Here is a 26,954-nt window from a genome sequence, read left to right on the forward strand (position 1 = left end):
TTTAAATTTCCTTTATTGATGTATCGAATCCGAGCACATGACACACCGATCTTGCGATCATCAATTCTTCATCGGTTCGAATAACGCGAACCACGACCCGGCTGGTGTCCGCGGAAATCACTTGCGCGTTCTCCGCATTGCGTAATTCATCCAACTCAATACCGAGGAAGCTGAGATCTGCGCAAATCCGTAAACGAACCGGCGGCGCGTTTTCGCCAATGCCGCCGGCGAAAACCAGAGTATCGATTCCACCCAGCGCAGCGGCATACGCACCGATCCCTTTCTTCGTCTGATAGCAAAACAGCGCCACCGCTTCAGCCGCCCGAACATCTTCGGCTTCCCTTGCGAGCAGATCGCGCATGTCGGAACTGGTTTCGGATATTCCGAGCAACCCGGATTCGCGATTGATCATTCGATCAAATTGCTCCGCAGTCATCCGCTCGCTTCGCGCCAGAAAGGAAATCAGCCCGGGGTCGATGTCACCGGAACGGGTGCTCATCATCAGGCCCGCAGCGGGTGTCAACCCCATCGTCGTGTCTGTGCTGCGTCCATCGCGCACCGCAGCCAGACTCGCGCCGTTGCCCAGGTGCGCGAGAATGACACGCCCGTTCGCTGCTTGCGTACCTGCCAGACGTTCAAGTTCCTGCATTAGGTAAGCATAAGACAAACCGTGAAAACCGTAACGCTGAAAACCCTGCGCATCGTATCGGCGTGGAATTGGCAACAGTTTCGCCACGCGCGGCATGGTGTGGTGAAACGCCGTATCAAAACAGGCCACTTGCGGCAGTTTCGGACGACGCTCGCGGAACGCCTCGATCAATTCAATTTCACGCGGCAAATGCTCTGGATCAAACGGCACGATGCGATGCAGTTCATCCAGTAATTCTTGGGTTGCAATCACTGGTTCGGTGTGCTTCATGCCGTGGACTACGCGGTGTCCGACAGCCCTGATCGAAGCAAAACCATGCTGCCTTCCAAACCAGTCAATCAAGGAATTAGCCGCCGATTTGGGATCGGAAGCTACAAAGCTGCTAATACCCCGCTGGTTCCTAATTCGATCGTTGAATTCCAAACTTGTGTCAGGCAGGCCGATACGATCAATCTTACCATGCAGCATTCGCACCAGCGGTTCACCTATTTGATACAGCGCGAACTTGATACTCGACGAGCCGCCATTGATGGTCAGGATATGCACAGGATCTGTCATAAAGGTCCGCTCGCCGTCACTGCCATCAATCGCCATACCTGCGGTAAAACCAAGTCTTAACCAACTGGGTCAGCACCACATAGCACACCAAAATGATCGCCAGTAACCCCCAGTACAAAGGAGGGAGTGGGACAAACCCGAGCGTATCGGCCAGGGGGGAAACCGTTAGCCAAGCACCCACCGCGACGATGACGATCGAAGTGAGAATAAGCGGCCAACTAGCCCGGCTCTGGAAAAACGGGATCTTATTAGTGCGGATAACGTGAATGATCAACGTTTGCGTGAAGAACGATTCGATGAACCAGCCGGTGTGGAACAAGGTCGGGTTGTTCCAGCAATTGAACACATACAGCATGATGAAGAATGTCAGGTAATCGAAAATCGAACTGATCGGCCCGATACATAGAATAAAACGCAGAATTTCATCAATCTCCCATTTACGCGGCTTGGTTAGCCATTCGGCGTCCACTTCGTCGGTAGGAATAGTGGTCTGCGAGAAATCGTAGAGAAGGTTGTTGATCAACACCTGGATCGGCAGCATAGGCAGGAAAGGCAAGAACGCACTGGCTCCTACAACGCTGAACATGTTGCCGAAGCTCGAGCTGGCCGCCATCTTGATGTATTTGACAATGTTGCCGAACACCCGCCGCCCTTCCAGCACGCCCTGCTGCAGCACCAGCAGGCTGTTTTCCAGTAAGATAATATCAGATGATTCCTTAGCGATATCCACGGAGCTATCCACCGAAATACCGACATCGGCGGCTTTCAGAGCCGGCGCGTCGTTAATGCCATCGCCCATAAAACCCACCACGTGCCCCTTGCTTTGCAGCACGCGGATGATACGCTCCTTGTGCACCGGGGCAAGACGGGCAAAAATACTGGTCGCACTGACCGCTTCGGCCAATTCTGCTTCATTCATCCCCTCAATTTGTGGGCCGAGCAAGAGATGCTCTACCGGAACACCGACTTCCTTGCAAATATAGGTCGTAATGATTTCGTTATCGCCGGTCAGGATCTTGATGTCCACGTTCAGCTGGCGCAGTTGCTCTAAAGCTTCCGTCGCGGTGGCTTTGGGCGGATCAAGGAAAGCCAGAAAGCCCAACAGAATCAGATCCGATTCATCCTTGATCGCATAGGTCGGTTCATCCGTTGCCCCCGGCATTTGTTTATAGGCCAATGCGATGACGCGGAAGCCCTGACTGTTCAGATCGTCCGCTATCTGCCGGCGCTTGGCATCATACTCGGGCAGAGCCTCGATCACCTCTCCCTTGATTTCTACCCGGGTGCATAAGCTCAGCACTTCATCCACGGCGCCCTTGCAGATCAGCGTATTTAATCCGGTCGTGTCCTCCACGATCACCGACATCCGCCGCCGCACGAAATCAAAAGGGATTTCATCTATCTTACGGTACTTTTCTTTGGCTTTTAGGTGTTCCTCGAGCTCCTCATGGGTGAGAACGGCTTCGTCGAGCAGATTTTTCAACCCGGTATGATGGTAACTATTCAAATAGCCGTATTCGAGCGCCTTTTCACTGGGATCGCCGTGCGCGTCCAGATGTTTCTCAAGCACGATTTTGCCTTGAGTGAGCGTACCGGTCTTGCGGTGCACAACACATCCATCGCCCCGAAGTTCTGGATCGCGTTCAGCCGTTTGATGATCACTTTCTTGCGTGCCATCGCCAGGGCGCCCTTGGAAAGATTAACTGTCACAATCATCGGCAGCATCTCGGGGGTTAGTCCGACGGCCACGGCCATTGCAAACAGAAAAGCTTCCAACCAATCGTGCTTGCTCAATCCGTTGATCAGAAACACCGCCGGAACCATCACGGCGATGAAGTAGATCATTAGCCAGGTGAATTTATTGATGCCCTTGTCGAAGCTCGTCAACTGACGCTGCCCAACGATACTGGTGGCAAGTGCACCAAAGTAGGTCTGATCCCCGGTGTGGATGACCACGGCGGTCGCGGAGCCGCTCTCCACATTGGAGCCCAGGAAACAGATATTGGCCAATTCCAACGGGTTTTGAACATCAGTGGAAGTGGCGGTGGCTTTTTTCTCGATGGGCAAGGATTCGCCAGTCAATGCAGACTGATTCAGAAACAAATCCTTGGCGGAAAGCACGCGAACATCGGCTGGGACCATATCACCAGCAGACAGCCGAATGATATCACCCGGCACCAACAGCTTAAGCGGTGCTTCGGTTTCTTTGCCTGCGCGCACCAGAGTCGCGGTATTGCTGACCATCGCTCTGAGCTTTTCAGCAGCATTATCGGCCCGCATCTCCTGGTAGAAACGCAAAACCACACCCAGAACCACCATGATGAAAATGATCACCGCCGCGCGCAAATCGCCGGTTAGAAAGGAAGTCACACCGAGTGCGGTGAGTAGAAGGAGCAATGGATTCTTGATGTTACTCAACAGACGCATTAAGGCGGATTGATGCTTCTCTCGGGCAATTTCGTTCATCCCGTACTGCTGCAAGCGCGAATCGGCTTCTCCCTGGCTCAAGCCACCCAATCGAGAGTCCAGTGTTTTTAGGACAGCTTCGGTACCGGCGCGCGCCGTTTCCAGCAGTTGTTCTGAAGCATGCTTCCCGTTTTTGTCATTGAGATTATCTGGGTGTTGAGCCCGATTCATGGCGGTTTCTAGCAAACTCACTGACATCTCCGTAACTGGCTTCGTAAAACTTGTGACGGAATTGGGAAATCACTCATATCCCCAAACACGTTGTTGATTGCAGTCTCTTGCTTCATTGCTTATTTTTCCTTTGATTCGGTCATCGCTACCACAAGATATGATTATCTTCTAAAGGATCGCCGCACCTTCGTGGTACGGAACGATTCGCGCCGTATAATCTGTCACCGGGCGGGCATCCATCACAAGCGCGCGATAGACGTGCACGCGCTTCATTTCTTGCCGCACTGGAATGCCATCATCAACTTTATCGGCATAGAGCTCGACCTGAACCTCAACCACATGTTGCTCGCCATCAGTTTCAATTTTCACTTCACCGAAGTGCAGTTCGCGCATGATTGGCGGAGGCAGCCGGTAGAGAGTAGCTCAGTGTATTCGCGCACCGCGCGACTGCTCGAAAATTGCGGGATCACCTGAGCTACTTTTGAGTGAAGAACCACGATGCCCAGAGGTGCCGAAGGCGATTCTTTGTTCAGATACTGATGGATCAGGAGTATTGGTGTAGTAGGCGGAGACGAGTTTTGGAACGTTGATCAACATTGATGATTCGACGGGTTTTCCTGCCAAAGGACTTATTTTCATTTCTACCTCATGTGCACTGTTCATTCGAAGCTTGTAACAAAGGGAAATTTAAATCTCCCTTTTTAGCACCTACGCGTATTGAGCATATCGCCACAAAGATTACATAAAATTTGCTCACCTTGTACGCATCCAATTCTATTTGGTCTACTTTTCAGAATATCCTCATCTTAGTAAGTCTGTAGATGATTCACTATTTATTCCACATTACGTTACAGTCTGCTTTTGCTGCAGCAGTCAATAAGTCAATTAACGGTAATCCTCGATTTGTCATGCTCACCATAGGTTCATCCGGATCCTCATTTTCATTCTCGACTGGCGACGAGATTTTTTCCGCATCAATAGCGGCTGTTAAGCGGCTCAATGCCGCAGGAACGTCTGCCGCCAAAATAGCGCCAGGAACGGTCGCGCTGTGTCCCATCATTTTGAGCATGGTCAGTGCGTCACCTTCAAACATAGTGATATTGGCATGCACATCCGTTGTAAATGTCACTAGCATACTATCCTCCTAGAAAATAAATTTTTACTCTGGCATTGCCAATCATACTGGCTCGATATTTCTTCATAATGACACCGCTCTAGTCATAAGATCGGGCTTTGGGTTATACCATCCGCCATCGGCCGTGATGAGCACATCAGCTTCCATCGGTCCCCAGCTACCGGGCTTATAGAATCTGACTGGCTGATGCTCCGTCAGAACATTATCAAGCACTGCCCAAGCCGACTCAACTGCATCCTGCCGGGTGAAAAGCGCACCGTTACCAGCCAATGCATCACCCAGCAGCCGCTCGTAAGGCGCTTGCTCATCTGGCTGTGCGTTGAGAAGGTAAAGTTCTTTCTGGTCACCGACATATTCCTCTCCCGCTCGCTTGACGCGCGCGGCCAAAGCAATGGCGGGATGCGGTGATAATTGGAAGCGCAAATAATTAGCCCGGCAAGCCCCCGGCCCGGTATCTTCAAACAGTTTCTGCGGAGGCGCCTTAAGTTGAACCAGAATTTCTGCAGCAGTTTCGGCCAAGCATTTGCCTGAACGCAGATACCACGGCACGCCTGCCCAGCGCCACGAATCAATAAATAGCCGCAGGGCACAATAAGTCTCCGTGTCAGAATCCTTAGCGACACCAGTCTCCTGAAGATAGCCTTCAAACTGACCTCTTACCAGATCTTCCGGTTTTAGTGCATGCATCGCTTGAAATACCTTTGCTTTTTCGCTTCGCTGGGCTTCAAAATCTCGCCCGGCTGGAGGCTCCATGGCCAGAAGCGCAACTATTTGAAAGAGATGGTTCTGAATTACGTCGCGCAGGCAGCCGACTCCGTCATAGAAACTGCCTCTGCCTTCCACCCCAAAATCTTCCGAAAGCGTGATCTGAACACTCGCCACGTAATTGCGATTCCAGATCGGTTCCAAGAACGAATTTGCGAACCGGAAATAAAGGATGTTTTCAATCGCTTCTTTGCCAAGGAAGTGATCAATGCGAAAGATCGAAGTTTCTGGAAAAACCAAATGTGCAGCGCGGTTGAGCTCGCATGCCGAGGCCAAATCACGCCCAAAAGGCTTTTCCACAATGACGCGGGCATTCTCCGCCAAGCCAGAAGAGCCAAGATCTTTGATGATGGCTGAGAAGAAGGCAGGCGGAATGGCGAGATAGAAGGCCGGATGCAGTGCGCCGTCAAGCGTTTTTTTGAGTTTTTGAAATGTTTCCGGGTTTTTATAATCGCCGTCCACATAACGCAACAGCGAAAGCAATTGATTTAAGACGTTCGAATCGACGTTCTTAATAGCATTTTTTATACCGTCTATTGCGCGATCGTGTAGTTGCGCTAGCGTCCAGCCCGAAAAACCAACGCCTACGATCGGAATCTTTAATGACCCTCGTTTAACCATCGCGTAGAGCGATGGAAATATTTTCTTGTGTGCAAGATCGCCCGTTGCGCCAAAAAGTACCAGTGCGCCTGATGGTGTTAGGCCGCTGGCGGGTTTGTCCATGTCATGTACCATCCTTTGGCTTTTCATCATGACCGCCAAACTGCTTGCGCATGGCCGAGAGAATGCGATCGGCGTAATCTGCCTCTCCCTGGGATTCGAAACGTCCGAATAATGCTGCACTGATGACTGGCGCTGGTACACCTTCGTCGATGGCGGCGAGTGTGGTCCAGCGTCCTTCACCTGAATCCGATACGTGTCCTGAAAATTGCTTAAGCTCCGAATCCCCGGCAAGCGCGGCCGCGGTTAAATCGAGCAGCCAGGATGAGATCACGCTGCCTCGACGCCATACTTCGGCCACTTTGCCGATGTCGATGCGGTATTGATAGGCTTCCGGGTCACGCAACGGAGTGGTCTCGGCATCCTGTGCTCTTGCACGAAGACCTACATCTGCATGTTTGAGAATATTGAGTCCTTCCGCGTATGCGGCCATCAGGCCGTATTCAATGCCGTTGTGAACCATCTTCACAAAATGACCCGCGCCGGCCGGGCCACAGTGCAAGTAACCCTGTTCTTCGGGACCCGGTTCGCCGCCGCGCCCGGAAGTCCGTTCTGCTGCTGCAACGCCTGGTGAGATGCTTTTAAAGATCGGATCGAGATGCCGGACTACGTCTTCCTCGCCGCCAATCATCAAGCAGTAGCCTCGCTCGAGCCCGAATACGCCGCCGCTGGTTCCACAATCAACATAGTGAATACCTTGTGTCTTGAGGGCTTTAGCACGTACTTGATCATCGCGATAATAGCTGTTTCCGCCATCGATGATGATGTCGTTCGCCGCAAGCAATACTGCCAGATCTGAAATTGTCTTGCCGGTAACGCCGGCAGGTACCATCACCCAGATCACACGCGGAGCGGACAGTTTGGTGACAAAATCATCCAACGAATCGGCCTGTTGAATAGCCTGGCCGGTTAGTGTCTTGACGGCAGCCGCATTGACGTCATAGACCACACACGAGTGGCCGTCTTTAGTCAAACGCCGCACTAGGTTGGCTCCCATGCGTCCTAGACCAATCATCCCCAGTTGCATGCAATCCTCTCCTGTATTGATTCAGATCTAAACATCAGACTCCCAGAACATTTGAAAATAAACCGCATAAATCCAGTAATTTTCTGGATTCGATCAGTTGTTCCGTTCAGAAAAAATCTGAACGGAACAACTTCTTCTTAACAAAAGTGCAACGTAGAACAGTTTCGCACACGAATAAAGATCCAGTCTGCTTTTCATGCCTTATTTTTATAATGAAATTATCAACCACGACTGTCTGTGCGCTATCGAACGCAGTCACACTGTGATTCAATCGATGCCACCAGTCTCGGCAGCACTGTATCCCATCATTTTCAGCAAGGTAAGCCCATCGCCTTTAAACATGGTGATACCGGCATAAACATCGGTTGAAAAGATTGTGAATGTTAAAAGCATACCGTTTATCCTTTAAAAAATAACAAATTACTAGGCGTACACTTGCACAAGTCCGTTCATGCGATGCTGCGCAAAACTGTTTGGCGCCTCCTGCAACTGCTAGGGATTAATTCAACCGGGTTGAAAGTGTTTGCGGGCAACATTTTTTGCTGCAATGCAATCCATTAGATCTTTCCAGGATTCTGCAAAAGACTGCACGCCTTCACGCTGGAGTTTAGCTGCGAGCACCACATCATCCACATTAACCCGTGCAAAAGCGGCAAGCACCGCTTCGGCATCACCGCCATCGCTTGGCATAGTCGTTTGCACTTTGCCGTGCTCGGCAAAAGCAAGCAATGTCTTATCGGGCATCGTGTTGATGGTATCCGGCGCCACGAGTGCCTCGATGTATAAGGTATCCGAGACATTGGGATCTTTGCTGCCCGTGCTACCCCAGAGCAGGCGTTGCGGCCGTGCACCCGCGCTGGCCAGTTTTTGCCAGCGGGGTGAGGCCAACAATTCCCGGTAGGATTTGTAGACACGCTTGGCGATGGCGATACCGAGGCGGTTATGCAGCACCTGCGGGGCTTTGTCCTTGATGGCCGTATCCCAGCGGCTGACGAAAATTGATGCAACAGAATAGATTTTTGGATCAAGACCGGCAGCGATTCGCCGCTCGATCCCTTGCATATAGGCTTTGGCAGCTGCCATGTAGTGCTCGCACGAGAACAACAACGTCACATTTACCGGCACCCCCGCGAAGATGCTTTCCTCGATCGCGGGAATTCCTGCACGAGTGCCTGGAATCTTGATAAAAAGATTAGGGCGCTTTGCTCGTTCATAAAGCATCGCTGCGGCCTTGATGGTGCCACCCGTATCATCCGCGAGCAAGGGAGACACCTCCAACGATACCCAACCGTCCATTCCACCAGTGGTATCGTGGATTGGACGTAACAGATCGGCAGCCTGTGTCAAATCCTCCAAGGCTAGCTCGAAGAATAACGCCTCACCCGATTTGCCCTCAGCGGTTTTTTGATCGATGGCGGCATCGTAGAAATCCGCGCCCTTGATCGCTTTGTCAAAGATCGTCGGATTGGAAGTCAAACCAGTCACTGAGAGTTCACTAATGTAATGGCGTAGCTTGCCGCTCGTCAGCAATTCGCGGGTGATATTATCAAGCCAAACACTTTGGCCGAGATCATGCAGTTGTTGCGTCGCTTTCATCATGTTCCTTATTCAGCGTATGAATGGTTGGATTTGGTTCGAGCGCTTTGTATATTTTCACGTCGACCGTATGCTCCAGGCGATCATCGACCAGTGGAATTATTTTATCGGGGCATTCGATGCCATCCACCGTTACACGCATCGTATTGTTTTGCATCGCATCGCTCGTATCCATTTCCATTTGCGATACGGCAATATGGTAGACAGTCTCGTGATAGCGGTAATGCAACTTGAATGTTTGCCAGGTTGCAGGCAAGCAAGGCGCGAAGTGCAGTTTATCCCCTTCCAGCCTCAAGCCAAGCAGGGATTCCACAATCAGCCGGTACATCCAGCCGGCGGAGCCTGTATACCAGCTCCACCCGCCGCGGCCGGCATGCGGTGAAACCGCATACACATCGGCAGCAACGACATAGGGCTCGACTTTGTAGATCGCTACACCTGCTGCGGATTTTCCATGATTCACCGGGTTAATCATGGTCAATAATTCCCAAGCGCGCTGACTGTCGCCCAAAGCTGCAAATGCCATTGCGGTCCAGATAGCGGCATGCGTGTATTGCCCGCCGTTTTCGCGCACACCGGGAACATACCCTTTGATGTAGCCCGGATCCAGATCCGATGTGTCGAACGGCGGATCCAGGAGCTGGATCAGTGCATGATCGTGCTGCACCAGACGGGCGTATACAGCATCCATACCCATGCGCGAACGCATAGACTCACCCGCACCGGAGAGTACCGACCAGCTCTGCGAAATCGAATCAATCTGACATTCGGTATTAGCTGCCGACCCCAGCGGCGTGCCGTCATCAAAGTATGCGCGGCGGTACCATGCGCCATCCCAGGCGGTTTGCTCGATACGCTGGCGCAGTTGCGCGGCCTCGGTCCGGCATTGTTCGGCAAATGTCACATCGCCCTGCCGCTGTGCCAACTCAGCGAAGCGCATCAACACTTCATATAGGAAAAAGCCGAGCCAAACGCTTTCGCCTTTGCCGTGCAAGCCCACAAGATTCATGCCATCGTTCCAGTCTCCGGAACCAATCAGCGGCAGACCATGTTCGCCAAATGTTAGGCTATGGCGGATGGCGCGGACACAGTGCTGATACAAACTGGCCGATTCGGCGGAGTATCCGGGCAGATCATAATAAGAATCATCCTCGGGACTGACTGGGCGGCCCTCGAGGAAAGAAATAGATTCATCGAGCACACTGGTATCACCGGTGCACAGCACATAGCGGCACACCGCCAGCGGTAACCAGAGATAATCGTCGGAACAACGGGTTCGTACGCCGCGATTTGATGGAGGATGCCACCAGTGCTGTACATCTCCTTCCACAAACTGATGCGCTGCGCATAGCATGATTTGCTCACGCACGCGTTGCGGTTCGGCGTGAACCAGTGCCATTACATCCTGCAGCTGGTCGCGGAAGCCGAAGGCGCCGCCCGATTGATAATAGCCGCTACGTGCCCACAGGCGGCAGGCAAGCGTTTGATAAACGAGCCAGCCATTGGCCAGCACATTGAGAGATGCATCTGGAGTTTCCACCTGGATTGCGCCAAGGGTATGGTTCCAATACTGCCATACCGATTTGAGTGCGGTGTCTGCGGCTGCCGATCCACGGAAACGATGTATCAGTGCGCGCGCGCCATCAATATCGTGATTTCCGGCTTGGCCTAAGCGGAAAATAATCTCGCGTTCTTGCCCTTCCGCCAAATTGAAGTTAACCTGAATCGCGGCGCAGGGATCGAGTGCCGCGCCTGTCTTGCCGGAAAGCCGCGTGCGCGCCATCGCCGCCGGATCTTTAAGCGAGCCGTTACGTCCAATGAATTCAGCGCGATCGCAACTGATTGAGCGATTGGTCTCATCGACATCGAAGAAAGCAATCCGGTCGGAGAATTCTGTGTTGTAAGGGTTGCGTGCGAACAACGCGCCGCTCACGGAATCCACTTCAGTCGTCACGTGCATGGCCGATTTCGGCCGCAAATCGCCCAGCACCCATTCCACGTAGCCGGTCGCGGAGAGCCGTCGTGACCGGCCGGATGCATTGCGTACTTTCAATACCGAGAATTTGACGGCTGCATCCATGGCCACGTATACCCACAGTTCGGAAACGATACCGCCTTCTGTATGTTCAAATACACTGTAGCCGAATCCGTGTCGACTGACATACGCATCCAAACCGCGGCAGGGCAGTGGTGTGGGTGACCAGAAATGACCGCTCTCTTCATCGCGCAGGTAAAAAGCTTCGCCGCTTGCATCGGATATCGGATCGTTGTGCCAAGGCGTAAGACGAAACTCATGCGCGTTGTCGCTCCAGGTATAACCTTGGCCGCTTTCAGAAATGACTGTACCAAAATGTGGATTCGCCAGCACATTCACCCACGGTGCGGGTGTCACTTGTACGGCTGTGGTAGTAATGATGTATTCGTGTCCGTCCGCGGTAAAACCGCCCAGCCCATTGTGCAGAATCAGATCTCGCCGCGGCAACACGCTACCGGCTGGAAGATCGGCGCGGCGGCTTCGGCTTGGCCGGAAACGCGGCATTTGTACATTCCTTATGCTACGGTGATTAATCTGTTCCGCCAGCGTTCCCCGGCTGTCGGCTATGATGGCACGTGCGACCGATTGGAACAAAATACGATCTTCGTTTGATATTTGTTCCGCGTGTCGCACGAAGATACCGCCCGGTCTGTCAATGACATGCGCTTCAATACCTGCTGCAATCAAGCCGATAATCTGATCCTGGAGCAGCTGCCGGTAGCCGGCACGATCTTCGTTCCAGATCACCAAATCTACCGCCAGTCCCTTCAAACGCCAATACGCGTGAGCCTGCACTAATTGCCGCACTAATTCGATATTGCTTGCATCGCTGATCTGCAACAGTACGATCGGCAGATCGCCGGAAATGGCATAACCCCACAAACCGGATTGTCCGCGGCGATTCTGCAGCAAAATCTCGGCATCGGCGCGTAGCAAGGCGTTGGTATAAAGCACAGAATTGGCTAAACGCCCATAGAGCTGCGCATCGGCCTCACTAGCGTTGAGCTGTCGCAATACCACTTGCGCATGTGTCCAAGCAACATCAAAGACACGATCCGCGAAGCGCCGGTCCTGATATTTTTTCACCAGGCCTACTGCGGCATCCCGCGTTTCCGCCATGCCGCTTATCATATCGATAGTGAGCGTTTGATCCGGATCAAGCGTGATGGCATAGCGGATGGCGGCAACCGGATCCAGCACCGAACCCTGGCTACCGGAGAGCTTCCGGGATAAAGCGTCGTCGCCCAGCGCCTGTGGATCGGCAGTAGTGTGGCCACGACCGATGAATTGTGATCGATCCGTCTCGTAGGAAATATCATCAATGTCGGTTCCGTTTGCCGTCATCAGGTGAAACATCCACGGTGTTTGCTCGTTACGTGAACGCGGACGACGTGTACAGAGAATGGCGTGGTGTTTCTCGTCAATCTCGGTCTGCACAAATAGTTTGCTGAAAGCGGGATGCAATTCATCGGCGATGGATTCGGTCAGCACCACTTCGGCGTAACTCGTTACCGTGATGGTTCGACGGCTACTGGCGCGGTTAGTGATGCGCAAGCGGCGCAGTTCGATATCATCTTCCGGCGACACCACAATATCAGTATGGGTCTCGAAATCGTTATCGCGCCGGCGAAATTCGGCGCGGCCTTCGGAAAAAATCACTTCGTAATGCTGCGGCTGTTTCAATGTCGGCTGATACGCGGTAGACCAAAATTCTCCGCTGCTCTCGTCACGCAAATAACAGAACGATCCCCAGTGATCGCAAGTCGTGTCTTCGCGCCAGCGGGTAACGGCGAGATCCTTCCAACGGCTATAACCGCCGCCGGAGTTGGTGATCATCACATGATAGCGGCCGTTGGATAACAATTGTACTTCCGGTGTTGGTGTATTGGCGCTGTTAAAAACACGAATCGATGCTTCCGGCGCAGAGGAAGTGGGTCGAATGTCAGACAATTGCGCCGTGCGCGGGAAGAATGCCATCGCCCTGGGAATCCGCTCCTGGAGTAGCAACAAGGTTGCCTGGAACAGTGGATCCGACTCGAAGCGCTTCTGCATCGGGCGATCCAGCAGCAGATAGGCCAGGGAGAGCAGACTCATCCCCTGGTGATGGGCCATATAAGATCGCACCACGGTGCCCGATTCCCCGCGTCGTTGACGTGATGGTGTGTAATCAATGGCTTCATAAAAGCCAAACTTTCCTTCTAAACCTTCCATGGTGAGTTGTTGCAAATTCAGGCATGCTTCTTCGGGTGCCACCATCAGCGCCAACACTGTGGCATAGGGTGCAATGACCAAATCATCGGCGAGTCCGCGCTTTAATCCCAGACCAGGCACACCAAATGCCCGATACTGGTAGTTAAGATGGACATCGACGAGATTGTACCCTGATTCTGACATACCCCAAGGCACGCCGCGCTGCCGCCCATATTCAATCTGCCGCCGTACCGCCGCTTTATAGGTTTGGTCAAGCAACGTGTTATCAAAGTTCGGCATCACCAGGAGCGGCATAAGGTATTCGAACATCGAGCCGCTCCAGGATAAGAGAACGGGTTCGCCGCCAACGGTCGTAAGCAGACGCCCCAAGGCAAACCAGCTCTCCTGCGGCACTTGTCCCTGCGCGATTGCGACGAAATTGATTAATCGGGCTTCCGAAGCTAACAGATCGTAGCAACTTGTATCCCGGCGTAACTCGTCCACGTTGTAGCCGATCGCCAGCAGGCGCGATGCCTTGTCATACAGGAAATCATATGCCATGTACGAGAGATCTGCGGTTTGTAGGGCTAATCGTTCGATCGCTGAAATCCTTTCATTGGCGTGCTGATAGGCTTGTATGATGCATTCTCTAAATGCATACAGCCATTCACGTTCTGCGGACACTGCGCTGCTGAGAATTCGCTGTTCGATGGTCGGCAGCAATTTTTCCTCGATACTGATCAATTCCCGCAATGTTGGGATTGTGGTGATGCCGAGGCCCTCAGCAGATCCACTTGGTGAAGCCGGTAACGCTAGCCAAGGGGCAAGAAACGTCAGTTCGTCAAGAACAAAACGGATTTGCCGGACCAGCGTATGTGCCCACCAATTTGCATCACTCTCGGAAGTAATCTCAGAGACGACTGCACTGGCATGGTCCAGAGTGGGGTGGTGCGTGGAATCTTCATCTGCCTTTAGGTATCCCCCTGTTTCCGCATGCAGTTTTCGTTCCCGTTCTTCGGCTGATGCTTGTGCACTTCCTGTTTGAAACAACGCTGCCGAGGTAGCATCAAGGCTATCAGCAAGCTCCGCTGCGCGTCTCGTCAGCCGGTCAAGGTATTGCCACGTTAGTGCCAGCGTGGTTGGCGGAGAGTTGCAGGTCGATTCGATATCTGTTTGTAATTGGGTGAGCAGTTCTGATGGAATGTTTCTCATCGCGTCCGCCAAAATTCCCAGCGTGTCGCGGAGACCATTGCACCAGCGTGTGTTCAGGATTTTGTCATCGGCAAGCGCGATCAGTCCCGGTCGCAAAGTTAATAAATGGCCTGCAAGGTTACCGCTATCCACCGTCGAAATATATGCCGGATGCAGCGGTTTCAGCGATTGGGTATCGTACCAATTGTAGAAGTGACTGCGATGGCGCTCCAGTATTTGCATGGTGTCAAGCGTATGCGCAGTGCGCTTGAGGAGGTGTCCGGCTGGAATATAGCCGAAATCATAAGCCGTTAAGTTCGCCAGGAGGGCCATCCCAATATTGGTCGGCGATGTGCGATGTGCAACTGCGGCACCACGATATTCCTGATAATTATCCGGCGGCAACCAGTTATCTTCCGGGCCGACAAAAGTTTCGAAAAACGCCCAGGTTTTGCGTGACACTTTGCGCAGGAAAATGGTTTGCTCAAGCGTTAACTGAGCTTTGCGGCGCGCAATCGGCTGACCTATCCACCAGGCAATCGCGGGCGAACTCAACCATAGCATCAGGATAGGTGCCGCGACCGCGAGCGCCGCAAATTTGAACAGCAGCAGATAAGCTGTTGCGGCCATGGCAATCAGCGGCGCAATCCACATCGTACGTAACGTGGCGGAAAAATCCGTGCGACTGCTACGCGCCACTTCGCCTGATGGATGCCATTCGAGCAGCCGTCTGCGTGTGAACGACATGCGTCCGATCGTGCGAACGATCGCATCGATACTGAAGTAGGCTTCGTAGGGAAGGCAGGCTAGGTTAAAGGCCGCTTGCGTCAAGCGCTGAGTGGTCGTGTCGAGAGCGACGGCAAGATGCTGTCTTAACAACACGTCACATGGTTTGTTAAATAGATCCAGAATTGAGGTGATCAAGGGCGGAATCAGGATAATACTGATCACTGCCAAAGTCCAAAGCCAGGGCGATGCCAGGATGGCCCAGCCTAACAGCAGCAGTACTGTCAGGGTCATAGGCACGAGACTGCGTCGCAAGTTGTCGAACAATTTCCATTGTGATAACCGCGAGAGTGCGTTATTTAGCCGCAGCGTACCCGGGCCGGGAATGCTTGGCAACAGCCAACCCAGCAATTGCCAATCACCGCGTATCCAGCGATGACGGCGATTCACATCCACGTTGTAATGTGCAGGATAATCCTCATACAAATTTACATCGCTCAGTAAGCCAGCGCGCGTATAACATCCCTCCAGCAAATCGTGGCTGAGAATCTGATTTTCGGGAAAGCGTGCACTCAATGCGCGTTCGAATGTATCCACTTCATAGATACCTTTGCCGATAAACGAGCCTTCGCCAAACACGTCTTGGTAAACATCGGAGATGGCGTGGGTATAGGGGTCAATGCCGACTTCGCCACCATGCAATCGAGCATAATGTGAGCGGTTGGTGCCTTCTAAGCTTACGCTGACGCGCGGTTGAAGAATTCCGTAGCCTTCACACACGCGCTGCTGCTGTTCGTCATAGCGCGGACGATTCAATGGATGCGCCATGGCGCCAACTAACTCCCGCGCGACGTCACGCGGTAGTTGTGTATCCGTATCCAGAGTGATGACGTACTTCACGTTTGCCAGGCAAGCGGTATTGCCAACGATGCTTGAGAAACGTTTGCCGGCATTACTATGCGTTTCATCGCGCAGCAATGCATTCAAGTCCGCAAGCTTACCGCGTTTACGCTCGTAACCCATCCACATGCGTTCTTGCGGATTCCAGCAGCGCGGGCGATGAAACAGGAAAAAAATACTTTTTCCTGCCGTGCCATATTTTGCATTCAGCGCCTCGATTCCTGCCTCAGCCAGTTGCAACAGTGGGGCATCCTCGTCGAGGATTTCTTCGGGCGCGTCACGAAAATCGGTCAAGAGGGCAAAATACAGATTGTCGTCCTGATTCGCCAGAAAACGTACTTCCAATGCTTCGACCAGGTTATCGATGCTATCCGGATGTGTAAGCATCGTTGGCACGACGACCAACGTTCGCGATTGCACTGGTATACCGGTGGAAAAATCCATGCGTGGCAGTGGTTGTGGGTGCACGAATAAAGTTGCTAGCCAATTCACCAGAGCGAGCGCCAATTGACTGGTGGCCAGCAATCCGAGCATGCCGATCAGTATCAGCAACGCACCGGGCGCACCCTGAGTATATGCAATGGTTATCAAGCCGGCGCTGAAAAGCAGCGTAAGCAAAGCGATGGCGCCAAGATATACGCTCAATGCGTGTTGCGATCCCATTTTCATGATTTTTTCGGCAGCAGAAGGACGTACCTGCGTCCGGGCTTCTAGCTCAAGCAAACCTCGGTCGATCAGATAGAAACCAACATGTGTTACGCGTTCGTCGCTATCCGGATGCGCCGTTTGGGCCGCTTGCGCGAGCTGAATCGCACTTCGAGCGACTTCCGCTTCAGTAAGGGAACTTCGCTTCGCAATTTTTTCAATCGCATGACGATAACGGTCACGGCTGGAAAAATCCATTTTGGCGTAGGCACCATTCGGATCTTCGCGCAATGTTTGCTCGACGATGCTCATGCTTTCGACGAATTCACGCCAATCCATACCACCCAGAAAACGCAAGCTGTTAATGCTGTTGCTGATAGAAACCTGGTCGGCGGCCTGAAGTTGGTTTCCAGTATGCACCAATTGCTCGATGGTCAACCCTGATTCGGCAAGCACTTGTTCTATCCAGGTTAGTGGCAGTGCCAAAGCAAGGCTTTGTCCTTGCAGACGGCGCGTAAATTCCGATACGAATGGATTAGACATTGGCGGTTGCGAACGTGCCATGTCTGCGATCATTAACACCAGGCTCTTCGGATCCTTCTCCGCTACCGCCATCATTTGCTCCGCCCATGCGCTTGCCAGGTCGCAATCGACTCTGTCGGCGGCAATGCGAACTGCAACACGCCGCAGATTCTCAATTAATGCCAGCCGCAGCATAATGGGAATAGCCCACAATTCGCCTAATTTGAGCACGCTAACTGTTTGATAGGCCGCAAGGAAACGACTGAGACTTTCCGAATCTACCCGTCCATCTCCGTGTGAAATAATCTCTAGCGCGATATCGTACACACGCGGCAAACCGGCTGAAGGGCCGTTCAGCAAACGCGGCAACTCCTGGTTATATCCCTGAGGCATGTGGCGCCTGGCAGTGCGGATCTGTTCTTCGATCAAATAGAAGTTATCGAGCAGCCATTCGCTGGCCGGCGTAATCTGCTGGTTTGCTTTTACCACCGCAGTGAGTTTTCCGCAGACGCCGGTCAAAACGACTTCATTCACCGCCAATCGCGCCATTAATCGGTCTCGCGGGCGTTTCTGGGTTAATTTGTGCATGGCTGCGAGATGCTTGCCATGCTGTTCCATTTGATCGGCGCTGAACAATTCCGACCGAAGCGGCGGCTCATTAAAAGAGTGCGTTAGCGGAATGCCGCCAGCGCACAAATTCGCCCTCAACTGGCGTAAATACTGGAAGAAACGAATGTCTTTGGTGTCCATTTAGAAATGCGCTCTGCGTTGGATAGGAACTTCACTGCATATCTCTCGATAAAACCAATCAGTTAATGGATAGGAAACTAACTTAAAGTCACTTGAAGCACGGTATATCCAAGTAGAATTAATTTCAGAAATGAAAAGGAGCTGAACAGTCTTGTTGGAAAAATGTGAATTATTGATCTTTTTCATACACAAATATCCTAGAAAGAATCGCTCGTTAAGTAGCTAAAGAATGCCTCACTTGCAGTGATATCGGATCAAAAGCCACACGCACACGACTTAGGAAAGCTTTAGAGTTTCCCACCAGTGTGGTGTGGTAACGGGAAAGTAATTCAGCCGCAGCGGCTATAAGGATTTGAATATTGCACGGAAAATCTTTCTTCTTGCCGCTCCCAACTGGATAGCCCGCTACGAATAACAATCCAAGTGCGATGATAAAAATATACGGGCATTCTGTTCGGAATTTGCCTACAGGGATGACTAATCAATACAACGATCTACAGTTTACTTAACCCGCATATCATTCTTGATAGACTTCACACCATTGACTTTACGAACCACTTCGGCTGCTTTGTTGATATCAGCCTGGGAATTGACAAAGCCGCTGAGTTGAACGACGCCCTTGAAAGTTTCGACATTGATTTCTGCGGATTTCAGCGAAGGTTCATTGAGAATTGCCGCTTTAACCTTCGTGGTCACGACGGTATCATCAAAATATTCTCCAGTTCCTTCTTGTTTGGACGTTGATGCGCAACCCAATAAAAAAATCATGAGAGCAATTAAGAAAAAAGTGGAAAAACGGTTATTAAGTTGTGTCATGGTAAAGTTCTCCAATAAGTATTCAAAAGAATCAAAGTTGAAGTATTACAGGGTTAGCGCAACTAGTATGTGCGCTAACGCACAAAACAAACTCGCTGTTAAATATACTATTACCAGTCATCACGATGATCAGTATAAACTATGATGAATTATTAACTCGTTGGATCAATGGCGTGTAGAATGATTCTTGAAGGTGAGAAGTAGATACTCTAGTATTGCCCTGGAAGCCCAAGGGTGTTAACTTTTACCAATAAACTCTAATCACTATGCGATCAGTTCTTTTATTCTTATTACTGTCTCTATCCACTCCAGCTTGGGCTGACACGGCAGCAGAAATAAGTCAGTTAGAAAAGACATTAACCCGCATACAACAAGAATCACAATCCACTTATCAGCAATTTCTGATGATTCAAGAATTGCGCCGTAATGAAATAGATGCGCCACTACCAATAACAATACCGCCCAGCCTATCTTCGAATAGCATACCGATCCCGAAGTATGAGGAATTAGTTAAGGAAAAACAGGAAAAAGAAGAACGGATTAAAAAGTATACAGATGATTTGGATCGCCTAAAAGCACGCTATACTGAACTGGAAAATGAAAAAAAAGAAATCTTTGATCGAATTAATTCACTGGAGAACAAGGCGGAAGAATAAGTTTGTATGAGGGTATCTTCGACGGTTCTTACGAGCAGTCTATATGCTCGATAATTGCATATCCTTGTTTAAGATTACATCCCTATCGCAGGGTTCTGAGTACAAACCGCAACTTACTACTTGCCTTCAAAATTTTTGTACCAGATATCATAAATCTCATCTGACCATAAAGACTTTATCCAGACAATCACATCATCGACTTGCTGTTCTGTCAATTTGCCTTCCCAGGCCGGCATGGAGCCAATATCAGGAGGCGTCCCTTTGAGTATGGTTTTCTTCAAAACTTCTGTTGAATGATGCCAAGCATGCGCGGTGCTGTCCAATGGGGGGGGCGGATATTTTCCATCCGGACCCGGTTTGCGCCAATCCGGTGTCGCTTCTCCATTGAGCCCATGACAACCAACGCAATTTGCGGCATAAACACTTTCACCCCGTTTGATCTGTGTTTGGTCAAAATTTCGTTTGACCAAACCCGTTTGACTATCGATCTGAGATTGCCCGGATAAAGCGCGAAGTGGTGCAGAATCACCACAGCCCAGTAGCAATGCCGCTATTCCGCACAGCAGTATATTTCGCTTTGCCATTAAAAGTTACGATTACTTTAAACGCATGACCGAACCGCTCTTCTCTGGCTCGGGATTGGCTGGCTGTGACTGTTCTACTTTCTTGGCATAAGGATCATAACGGTTATAAATGGTCGTATCCTTGCGTACCTCGTCGCGCTCTTTGATCAATAAAACATTGTAAGGATCACTACGAGCACCTTCCATACCTGGGGTTCCGTGCGGCATATCCGGTACAGCCAGTCCAACTGCTTTAGGTTTTTCTTTGAGTAAGCGCAGGATGTCAGGCGCTGGCACATGCCCCTCGATCGCATAGCCATTAATCAAAGCCGTATGGCACGAACCCAGAGTTTCAGAAATACCTGATTTTTTTCTTATTTCTTTATTGCCAACATCATGCGTTTTTATGGTAAATCCATGCTCGCGCATATGATCGACCCATTTATCGCAACACCCGCAGGTCGGGCTTTTATAAACGTCAACAGTCGCTGTGGCAGCCGCTTGTGAAACAACACTCAACAAACCAACAGCAATGATTGATCCAGCTATTAGGGTATTTACTCGTATTTTCATTTCTTCTCCACAATTATTATTCCACGCATCTTCTTAAAATGACCCGGCAACGGGCAGGCAAAATTAATGGTTCCCGCACTGGTAAACTGCCAGATAAATTCCTTTTACTCACCCGGTTCAAGTTGTACCAAATGTGCTTCAGAGTGATCCTTTTCCGGAAACATGCGCCGCATATTAGCGGCTTTCTTCAGATCTGCCATTGAACCCATCAACATCTCATGCTTTCTGTTGCCGCCATTTTTTATAACAAATTGGATCGTTTCGCCTTCACTGACCTTAATTTCAGAAGGTAAAAACAGATTATCCACCTGCGTCAACTTAATGGTCCGCGACACCATACTTGAATTACCAGATTTACCAATACCCACCTCATTATTGGGATAGCTTGCACTCGAGTAACAATGGGTTGAAAACAAGACCAAGGTTACAAATGGTATAATCCTGTTCATAGAATTCTCCTGAAAAATAATTCCCGAACTTGTTTATCCATCTTGTTTAGAATCTAGCTATGCTAAATTGTTCCATCTCATTTGTCTAATATTCTGCCAAAAGACCCGTAGCGCTGATCGGTCAAAAAATCATTCTTTTCTCCCTCATAACTTGCCAAAATCATGCAAAAAAAACAACAATATAACACCAATAAGCTCCACAAACGCTTAAGACGGCAAGTAGGAACAGCGATTGCTGATTTCAATATGATCGAAGCCGGTGACCGGATCATGGTGTGCTTGTCCGGCGGTAAGGATAGTTATGCCATGCTGGATATTCTGCGCAATTTACAAGCTCACGCGCCGTTAGAATTTGAGCTGATAGCAGTTAATCTGGACCAAAAGCAACCTGGTTTTCCTGAACAAGTGCTGCCGGGCTATCTGACGGATATTGGCATGCCTTATCGTATCATTGAACAAGATACCTACAGTGTCGTAAAACGGGTTATTGCAGAGGGAAAAACAACTTGTAGTCTTTGCTCGCGCTTGCGTCGCGGCGTGCTATATCGCGTTGCCAGTGAATTGGGCGCCACCAAGATAGCACTCGGTCATCATCGGGATGATATTCTTGAAACCTTGTTTCTTAACATGTTTTATGGCGGAAAACTTAAAGCTATGCCACCGAAACTGGTAAGCGATGACGGAAAACATATCGTTATCCGACCACTGGCTTACTGCAAAGAAAAAGATTTGGCCGCTTACGCCATAGCAGAAAATTTTCCGATCATTCCCTGCAATCTGTGCGGATCGCAAAAAAACCTGCAGCGTCAAGCCATCAAAGAAATGATGCAGCAATGGGATAAAAAATTTCCCGGACGGCTGGAAACGATGTTCCGCTCCATTCAAAATATTCAGTTATCGCATCTGGCCGATGCATCCCGGTATGATTTTTTTAACTTAAAAGCACTGGGGGAACCGGTAATCGACGGCGACACCGCATTTGATGAAGAAGTATTTGAACCCACCATTGAAGAAATGCTGATATCCGATTCAGAAGAAACGAATGACAGCCGCCTTGCTTCAAGATAATCATGGAAGATTTCTACGAGGTTCCGGCGGTACCCATTTGAAAGTTGCTGCAACCAGGCCGGCAAAGAGGACATAAACTACCGTGAATAAGCCTTCAGGTACAGTATAAAACATGATTTTATGCAGCCATTGCTGAATAAAACTACTGTTTGTTTCGATCTGACGCAATGTATTTTCCCATAATGTTAACGGGCAAACGACACCCATCAAGGATTCAACCACGACGAATAAAATGGCGGCAAGATGTAGATAACGAAACCAAGGGTTTCTGACAAACGCCAGCTTAAACCACGCACCCAACCAGATGACAGGCAAGCTGGCAACAACAAACAACACATAGAAAAAGTGGATAATTAGTACAAGATCAGCCAACAGCATATTCAACTTGATAAACTTACATGGACGATTAATAATCGCCGGTTCCCTGGATTCGCAGGTCATTCTTGATAAACTTTATACCACTGATACTGCGCGCAATTGCAATCGCTTTGTACATATCGTCGCGGGAATTGACCAGACCACTCAATTCTACGACTCCTTTTGTAGTTCTGACGTTGATATCGAAAGGTCTTAGGGAAAGCTCGTCAAGAATTGCTTCGTGAACTTTCGTAGTAATAACAATATCTTCGTATTGTTCTCTGGCGCCTTCAAACTGCGGCGCTGTTGCGCAGCCCGAGAAAAGAGCCATTTGAAAAACTAACAAGAATGCCATGAAACGGCTATTCAATTGTGTCATGATTAAGCGCTCCCAAATGATTAACGGAAAATACCCCTCGTTACATTTGATTAAAGGCTCTTGCTTTAAGCTACCTTCAATACGTTATAAATCTGAAATTTACGAATTTATTGAATTCTCTGGTTAGTTAGTATGCGCAAAAATCAGAATGTTGTATTGCAAGGACAGAGTAGTTCATGTGTACGCAGATGTACAAAGCATTCCATTCCTAGAAGTTATATTACATGATTATCGCTGACAGAGACTAGCTCAATTCATGAGTTTTTTGCTTAACGATCCCTAAAAAATGGCACGATCGCGTTGCACAAAACTAACAGGCTGTTGAAAAACGTACTCGAGGCAACCGATTCAAGGCAAAAACAGGCGAAGAAACACAGCTTATGCTTAATAAATGAGCATGTTGAGCATGGCTAGATTGCTATTGATCATCAAAGATTCCTTAAGTCAAGATCATCAACTAGCCCGCTTTGATGCTGAACATGCGAACTCTCCTTTAGCAACGGAATTACTAATTTTTCCAGTGTGTTCAGATGGACACGGCCCAAATAGGTTTCAACAATTTCACCGGAACGATTAATAACCACAGTGTAGGGTAAAGCGGATTGTCGATTACCCGCAGCTTCAGCCAACGCCCAAGTATGAAAACTGCCGACCAATACCGGATAATTGATAGCAAATTCTTCACTATAGGCCTTTACCTTATCCGCTTGATCAATAGCGATTCCCACAAAAACCAGCCCTTGATCACGGAATTTTTCCTGCGCCGCAATAAATTCAGGAATTTCCTCGCGACAGGGCGTACACCAGGTGGCCCAAAAATTCACCACGATTACATTACCCAGCCATTGCGAAATGGCCTGATTTTCTCCCTGAATATCCGGCAAATTGGCAGTAAGAATTGCTTTTGCACCTTGTTGACTGGCTTCACTGGAAAGAGCAGGTTGCGGACCACCACCCATGAGCTGGGCTCGCAACATAAAACCCGTGGTGATTGCCAAAGCTCCCAAAGCCAAATATATTAATAATTGTCTCAATTTTGCCATCATGATTCCTTTAAATGAAGCGATACACGAGATGATTCGCTTTTTTAGTTAATTTTCTTTTTAAATCAGCACCGCATTCAGCACGGTCAGAAAATCATTTTTATTTAAAAAACCGATTACTTTGATATCTGAAATGTCATTTCCCTGACGATCAATAAACAAAATACCCGGTGGTCCAAACAATTTAAATCGTTTGAGTAAATCCGTATCATCCGGCGTGCCATCGGTCACATCGATCTCCAGCAGAACAACATCTTTCAGGCGGGATTGCACTTTACTATCGGAAAAAGTAAAGCGATCCATTTCCTTACATGAAACGCACCAATCCGCATGAAATCTGACCATAATATACTTATCCCTGGATTGCTGGATCTGCTCATTCAGTTCAGTAATGGTTTTTACCCGTTGGAAAGGTAGCGCTGCATGATTGGAAGCGACAGCCTCTCCCATATTCATGGTATCCGCGCTTGTCATACTGATTTTTGAAAGCGGCTGCAATACATCCCGGCTGCCCGACAAGATACCAATCAACAAGGCGATGCCGACCAACAGCGCAATGACACCGATACCTTTGAGAAATTTCTTCAGACCCGAAGCTCTTTCCGGCAATGGGTCAATCGCATGCAGATAAATCGCTGAAATGATCAACAATGCGGCCCACAATGACATATGAACCACTTCGTTGATGACGGGAGAAATCAACCAAATAGCAACTGCAAGCAACAATACACCAAAAAATTGCTTGATCGATTCCATCCATGCTCCGGCTCTTGGTAATAACGCACCTGCTGAAGCGCCTAGTAACAACAACGGAACACCCATACCCAGCGCCATGACAAACAAAGTCGAACCACCCAAAATCACATCACGGGTTTGGCTGATATACAGCAAAGCACCCGCCAGTGGCGCTGCGACACACGGGCCGACTATCAATGCAGACAGCGCTCCCATGCCGAATACACCGGTTAAATGTCCGCCTTTCAGGTGTCCGGCTTCCTCAGACAATTTGGTTTGCAGTGAGCCGGGCAATTGCAATTCATAAAAACCAAACATCGAAAACGACAGCAATACAAATATCACCGCGAACGTGCCCAACACCCAGGCATTTTGCAGCGCGGCGGACAGCATCGCACCCGACAGCCCGGCAGCTACACCAGCGATGGCATAAGTGATTGCCATACCCAGCACATAAGCCAGCGCTAAGATAAATCCATGGCCTTTGGTCACATGCTTGCCACGATTGGCAATAATTCCCGACAAAATCGGAAACATCGGAAACACACAAGGTGTAAACGCAAGCAGCAGACCGATGCCGAAAAATCCGGTTAAGATCAGCCAGAAATCACCGGTTTGAAACATCTGATCAATTTTGTACGCTTCGGTTTCGATGGCAGGTGCTCGGGATGGCATTTGAAACAACTCAGCAGTCGCATCGATTCCGGCTGCCGCCGCCTTGCCGCTCACCGCTTCAGCTACAGCACCAATCGCCGCTTTCACAGCCGGTAATGTCAGATCGATGGCTTTGTGAATGGGTGCATAACACACTCCGACCGGCTCATTGCACCCCTGATAAGTGGCCGCCAGTGTCAGCAGTTGCTCGCTCGCGGGATCTTCGCGTTTTAACGAGATAATGGCCTGAATGGGGCTGTAATAAACTTCTGTCTGACCAAAAGTCTGGTCTTCCTTCATTTTGCCGGGCGGTAAAGTGACTTTCTCAATCACCATACCGGGTTGTTTCGGCTCAAATGTAATCTTATCGCGATACAGATAATAATCCTTTGCCGGCGTCAAATTGGCAATCAGCGTATTGCCATCGCGCACTTCCACCGAAATCTTGAATGCTTCATCAGGTGGCAAAAGTTCTTGCGGATTGCTTTGGCCCAGATTGATACCCAGTTCCTGCAATTTTGAAAACAAGCTAAAGGAGCCGCTTTCCTGCGCAGAAATAGGCGTACTAGCCAGACATACTATGAGTAACAAAAATTGGAATAATCGCATCGGTATTCAGTATTATTTAATCGAGTGGTTGTGTTTCATTGGCGATCCACTGCAAATAAGCAGGTAATCCGTTTAGGATAGGAACCATAATCACTTCCGGAAGTTCATAAGGATGCATCATCTTGATCAACTGTTCAACCCGGTCATAATGCTGCCGCAAGGTTTTGATCAAAACGGGTATTTCATCCGCCGATTCAACTGTACCTTGCCAGCGATAAATCGAGGTACAAGGACTCAACACATTCACACAGGCCGCCAAATGCTGGGCGATCAACGCTTCAGCCAATGCAACCGCGCCCTTTTTATCGGGGAAATTGGTCATAACAAGGATTGGTTCTAGCACCATGAAAAGGAATTTTTATTATCGGTAAATACGAAAAAAATCAATTTTACCCTGCTTATCGTATAAATTCACCGGTGATACACCGCACTTTGACATACTGGGCATACCTTGCCAACAAGCATATACTTCAGAAAAACAATTTATCGAAAGGATATGAACAGATGAAAGGATTATTTGGTTTGGTAATAACGCTATCTATTATTACTCCGGTAACAATATTTTTTGGTTACATCATCATGGATGAAGGCGATCAATTTACCGCCGAGCATTATATGGTTACAGGACTCAGTACAGTGCCGCTTATTTTCGCGCTGCTGGTTAAATTTTTGATGACTGGCGCAGAAAAGGACAAAGAATAAATAATGAGCGGAGAAATAAACAACCCCGTGACAAGTTCACGGGGAATCGCGAGTTTAATCAATCAGCGTGCCCTGTGAACTTTCACAAGCACGCTGATAAGCCAATCTTGCCACGCCAAATCCGCACTTAATCCGGGTAGTCCTCACCACAGTAGCCCTATTGCCGTCGATTATCGCAAGCGGCAATCCACCACGGCTCTCAAGTAAAGTCACTAACACACTCATAATGTAGAACTTTACCGTGTTTTTTGTTGTCACTGATCGCGTCAATCGAAAGTTGGTCATATTGACAGTCAGTGCTATA

24 protein-coding genes are annotated in these 26,954 nt (G+C 49.6%); 3 read left to right on the forward strand and 21 right to left on the reverse strand.

Annotated features, from left to right (window positions below; translation table 11 throughout):
• Position 1: 1 nt before the first annotated feature.
• From K2P83_RS00505 to K2P83_RS00560, 12 genes are all read right to left on the reverse strand, one after another.
• Entirely contained in the window at positions 2 to 1,207 is a 1,206-nt protein-coding gene (locus K2P83_RS00505; RefSeq protein WP_292925904.1) for an acetate/propionate family kinase, read from the reverse strand.
• A gap of 25 nt (positions 1,208 to 1,232) precedes the next feature.
• On the reverse strand, positions 1,233 to 2,816 hold the full coding sequence (gene mgtA / locus K2P83_RS00510) for a magnesium-translocating P-type ATPase (protein ID WP_292925905.1): 1,584 nt from the start codon (positions 2,814 to 2,816) through the stop codon (positions 1,233 to 1,235).
• Positions 2,711 to 3,865, reverse strand: coding sequence for an HAD-IC family P-type ATPase (locus K2P83_RS00515; RefSeq protein WP_292925907.1), 1,155 nt, complete (start codon positions 3,863 to 3,865; stop codon positions 2,711 to 2,713). The genes mgtA and K2P83_RS00515 overlap by 106 nt, the downstream gene beginning before the upstream one ends.
• Before the next feature lie 147 nt (positions 3,866 to 4,012).
• Positions 4,013 to 4,237 (reverse strand): hypothetical protein, encoded by a 225-nt coding sequence (locus K2P83_RS00520; protein WP_292925908.1) that lies wholly within the window; start codon positions 4,235 to 4,237, stop codon positions 4,013 to 4,015.
• A 30-nt stretch (positions 4,238 to 4,267) separates the two neighbouring features.
• Entirely contained in the window at positions 4,268 to 4,483 is a 216-nt protein-coding gene (locus K2P83_RS00525) for a hypothetical protein (RefSeq protein WP_292925910.1), read from the reverse strand.
• A 190-nt stretch (positions 4,484 to 4,673) separates the two neighbouring features.
• The gene (locus K2P83_RS00530; protein ID WP_292925912.1) at positions 4,674 to 4,979 is read right to left on the reverse strand and encodes a DUF1840 domain-containing protein; all 306 of its coding nucleotides are present in this window, start codon (positions 4,977 to 4,979) and stop codon (positions 4,674 to 4,676) included.
• Between the two features lie 63 nt (positions 4,980 to 5,042).
• Positions 5,043 to 6,497 carry a glucose-6-phosphate dehydrogenase gene (gene zwf, locus K2P83_RS00535; RefSeq protein ID WP_363279250.1) on the reverse strand — a complete coding sequence of 485 codons (1,455 nt, stop codon included), beginning with the start codon at positions 6,495 to 6,497 and terminating at the stop codon, positions 5,043 to 5,045.
• Positions 6,469 to 7,491, reverse strand: coding sequence for a phosphogluconate dehydrogenase (NAD(+)-dependent, decarboxylating) (gene gnd / locus K2P83_RS00540; RefSeq protein ID WP_292925914.1), 1,023 nt, complete (start codon positions 7,489 to 7,491; stop codon positions 6,469 to 6,471). Before gnd ends, zwf begins: the two co-directional genes overlap by 29 nt.
• Positions 7,492 to 7,758: 267 nt before the next feature.
• Positions 7,759 to 7,884, reverse strand: a complete 126-nt coding sequence (locus K2P83_RS00545) for a DUF1840 family protein (RefSeq protein WP_292925916.1) — start codon at positions 7,882 to 7,884, stop codon at positions 7,759 to 7,761.
• A gap of 111 nt (positions 7,885 to 7,995) precedes the next feature.
• On the reverse strand, positions 7,996 to 9,090 hold the full coding sequence (tal, locus tag K2P83_RS00550; RefSeq protein ID WP_292925917.1) for a transaldolase: 1,095 nt from the start codon (positions 9,088 to 9,090) through the stop codon (positions 7,996 to 7,998).
• Positions 9,062 to 18,046 (reverse strand): glycoside hydrolase family 94 protein, encoded by an 8,985-nt coding sequence (locus tag K2P83_RS00555; RefSeq protein ID WP_292925918.1) that lies wholly within the window; start codon positions 18,044 to 18,046, stop codon positions 9,062 to 9,064. Before K2P83_RS00555 ends, tal begins: the two co-directional genes overlap by 29 nt.
• Positions 18,047 to 18,547: 501 nt before the next feature.
• Positions 18,548 to 18,862: a BON domain-containing protein gene (locus K2P83_RS00560; protein ID WP_292925920.1), complete on the reverse strand. Its 315-nt coding sequence runs from the start codon at positions 18,860 to 18,862 to the stop codon at positions 18,548 to 18,550.
• A 266-nt stretch (positions 18,863 to 19,128) separates the two neighbouring features.
• Here K2P83_RS00560 and K2P83_RS00565 point away from each other — a divergent pair, with 266 nt between their 5' ends.
• The gene (locus K2P83_RS00565) at positions 19,129 to 19,518 is read left to right on the forward strand and encodes a hypothetical protein (protein WP_292925921.1); all 390 of its coding nucleotides are present in this window, start codon (positions 19,129 to 19,131) and stop codon (positions 19,516 to 19,518) included.
• Positions 19,519 to 19,634: 116 nt separating this feature from the next.
• On the opposite strand, the gene K2P83_RS00570 is transcribed toward K2P83_RS00565, so the two are convergent.
• From K2P83_RS00570 to K2P83_RS00580, 3 genes are all read right to left on the reverse strand, one after another.
• Positions 19,635 to 20,102 (reverse strand): c-type cytochrome, encoded by a 468-nt coding sequence (locus K2P83_RS00570; RefSeq protein ID WP_292925922.1) that lies wholly within the window; start codon positions 20,100 to 20,102, stop codon positions 19,635 to 19,637.
• 12 nt (positions 20,103 to 20,114) lie between these two features.
• Positions 20,115 to 20,654 (reverse strand): DUF411 domain-containing protein, encoded by a 540-nt coding sequence (locus K2P83_RS00575; protein ID WP_292925923.1) that lies wholly within the window; start codon positions 20,652 to 20,654, stop codon positions 20,115 to 20,117.
• 104 nt (positions 20,655 to 20,758) lie between these two features.
• Positions 20,759 to 21,103: a hypothetical protein gene (locus tag K2P83_RS00580; protein ID WP_292925925.1), complete on the reverse strand. Its 345-nt coding sequence runs from the start codon at positions 21,101 to 21,103 to the stop codon at positions 20,759 to 20,761.
• Positions 21,104 to 21,265: 162 nt separating this feature from the next.
• On the opposite strand from K2P83_RS00580, the gene ttcA reads away from it, so the two are divergent.
• On the forward strand, positions 21,266 to 22,171 hold the full coding sequence (gene ttcA, locus K2P83_RS00585) for a tRNA 2-thiocytidine(32) synthetase TtcA (RefSeq protein WP_292925926.1): 906 nt from the start codon (positions 21,266 to 21,268) through the stop codon (positions 22,169 to 22,171).
• Here ttcA and K2P83_RS00590 read toward each other — a convergent pair whose 3' ends face one another.
• The 5 genes from K2P83_RS00590 to cutA form a co-directional block, all read right to left on the reverse strand.
• Positions 22,172 to 22,612 (reverse strand): DUF2784 domain-containing protein, encoded by a 441-nt coding sequence (locus K2P83_RS00590; protein ID WP_292925928.1) that lies wholly within the window; start codon positions 22,610 to 22,612, stop codon positions 22,172 to 22,174. It lies immediately after the preceding gene.
• Positions 22,578 to 22,907 (reverse strand): BON domain-containing protein, encoded by a 330-nt coding sequence (locus K2P83_RS00595; protein ID WP_292925929.1) that lies wholly within the window; start codon positions 22,905 to 22,907, stop codon positions 22,578 to 22,580. Before K2P83_RS00595 ends, K2P83_RS00590 begins: the two co-directional genes overlap by 35 nt.
• Positions 22,908 to 23,335: 428 nt before the next feature.
• On the reverse strand, positions 23,336 to 23,950 hold the full coding sequence (locus tag K2P83_RS00600; RefSeq protein ID WP_292925930.1) for a TlpA disulfide reductase family protein: 615 nt from the start codon (positions 23,948 to 23,950) through the stop codon (positions 23,336 to 23,338).
• A gap of 60 nt (positions 23,951 to 24,010) precedes the next feature.
• A complete protein-coding gene (gene dsbD, locus K2P83_RS00605) occupies positions 24,011 to 25,948 on the reverse strand; it encodes a protein-disulfide reductase DsbD (RefSeq protein ID WP_292925931.1) in 1,938 nt (645 codons plus the stop codon).
• Positions 25,949 to 25,964: 16 nt separating this feature from the next.
• Complete coding sequence (cutA, locus tag K2P83_RS00610) at positions 25,965 to 26,270, reverse strand: divalent-cation tolerance protein CutA (RefSeq protein ID WP_292925932.1); 306 nt, start codon at positions 26,268 to 26,270, stop codon at positions 25,965 to 25,967.
• Positions 26,271 to 26,452: 182 nt separating this feature from the next.
• Between cutA and K2P83_RS00615 the strand changes: the two genes are divergently transcribed.
• The gene (locus tag K2P83_RS00615) at positions 26,453 to 26,650 is read left to right on the forward strand and encodes a hypothetical protein (protein WP_292925933.1); all 198 of its coding nucleotides are present in this window, start codon (positions 26,453 to 26,455) and stop codon (positions 26,648 to 26,650) included.
• Positions 26,651 to 26,704: 54 nt separating this feature from the next.
• On the opposite strand, the gene K2P83_RS00620 is transcribed toward K2P83_RS00615, so the two are convergent.
• Entirely contained in the window at positions 26,705 to 26,935 is a 231-nt protein-coding gene (locus K2P83_RS00620; protein WP_292925934.1) for a hypothetical protein, read from the reverse strand.
• Between the last annotated feature and the right edge of the window lie 19 nt (positions 26,936 to 26,954).

Source organism: Nitrosomonas sp. (assembly GCF_019752415.1).
Lineage (GTDB): Bacteria > Pseudomonadota > Gammaproteobacteria > Burkholderiales > Nitrosomonadaceae > Nitrosomonas.

Bases quoted from the DNA above. Each gene is read 5' to 3' on its own strand.
- K2P83_RS00505 (WP_292925904.1), bottom strand. From the start codon at position 1,207: ATGACAGATCCTGTGCATATCCTGACCATCAATGGCGGCTCGTCGAGT.
- K2P83_RS00520 (WP_292925908.1), bottom strand. From the start codon at position 4,237: ATGCGCGAACTGCACTTCGGTGAAGTGAAAATTGAAACTGATGGCGAG.
- K2P83_RS00525 (WP_292925910.1), bottom strand. From the start codon at position 4,483: ATGAAAATAAGTCCTTTGGCAGGAAAACCCGTCGAATCATCAATGTTG.
- K2P83_RS00530 (WP_292925912.1), bottom strand. From the start codon at position 4,979: ATGCTAGTGACATTTACAACGGATGTGCATGCCAATATCACTATGTTT.
- zwf (WP_363279250.1), bottom strand. From the start codon at position 6,497: ATGATGAAAAGCCAAAGGATGGTACATGACATGGACAAACCCGCCAGC.
- gnd (WP_292925914.1), bottom strand. From the start codon at position 7,491: ATGCAACTGGGGATGATTGGTCTAGGACGCATGGGAGCCAACCTAGTG.
- K2P83_RS00545 (WP_292925916.1), bottom strand. From the start codon at position 7,884: ATGCTTTTAACATTCACAATCTTTTCAACCGATGTTTATGCCGGTATC.
- tal (WP_292925917.1), bottom strand. From the start codon at position 9,090: ATGATGAAAGCGACGCAACAACTGCATGATCTCGGCCAAAGTGTTTGG.
- K2P83_RS00555 (WP_292925918.1), bottom strand. From the start codon at position 18,046: ATGGACACCAAAGACATTCGTTTCTTCCAGTATTTACGCCAGTTGAGG.
- K2P83_RS00560 (WP_292925920.1), bottom strand. From the start codon at position 18,862: ATGACACAACTTAATAACCGTTTTTCCACTTTTTTCTTAATTGCTCTC.
- K2P83_RS00565 (WP_292925921.1), top strand. From the start codon at position 19,129: ATGCGATCAGTTCTTTTATTCTTATTACTGTCTCTATCCACTCCAGCT.
- K2P83_RS00570 (WP_292925922.1), bottom strand. From the start codon at position 20,102: ATGGCAAAGCGAAATATACTGCTGTGCGGAATAGCGGCATTGCTACTG.
- K2P83_RS00575 (WP_292925923.1), bottom strand. From the start codon at position 20,654: ATGAAAATACGAGTAAATACCCTAATAGCTGGATCAATCATTGCTGTT.
- K2P83_RS00580 (WP_292925925.1), bottom strand. From the start codon at position 21,103: ATGAACAGGATTATACCATTTGTAACCTTGGTCTTGTTTTCAACCCAT.
- ttcA (WP_292925926.1), top strand. From the start codon at position 21,266: ATGCAAAAAAAACAACAATATAACACCAATAAGCTCCACAAACGCTTA.
- K2P83_RS00590 (WP_292925928.1), bottom strand. From the start codon at position 22,612: ATGACCTGCGAATCCAGGGAACCGGCGATTATTAATCGTCCATGTAAG.
- K2P83_RS00595 (WP_292925929.1), bottom strand. From the start codon at position 22,907: ATGACACAATTGAATAGCCGTTTCATGGCATTCTTGTTAGTTTTTCAA.
- K2P83_RS00600 (WP_292925930.1), bottom strand. From the start codon at position 23,950: ATGGCAAAATTGAGACAATTATTAATATATTTGGCTTTGGGAGCTTTG.
- dsbD (WP_292925931.1), bottom strand. From the start codon at position 25,948: ATGCGATTATTCCAATTTTTGTTACTCATAGTATGTCTGGCTAGTACG.
- cutA (WP_292925932.1), bottom strand. From the start codon at position 26,270: ATGACCAATTTCCCCGATAAAAAGGGCGCGGTTGCATTGGCTGAAGCG.
- K2P83_RS00615 (WP_292925933.1), top strand. From the start codon at position 26,453: ATGAAAGGATTATTTGGTTTGGTAATAACGCTATCTATTATTACTCCG.
- K2P83_RS00620 (WP_292925934.1), bottom strand. From the start codon at position 26,935: ATGACCAACTTTCGATTGACGCGATCAGTGACAACAAAAAACACGGTA.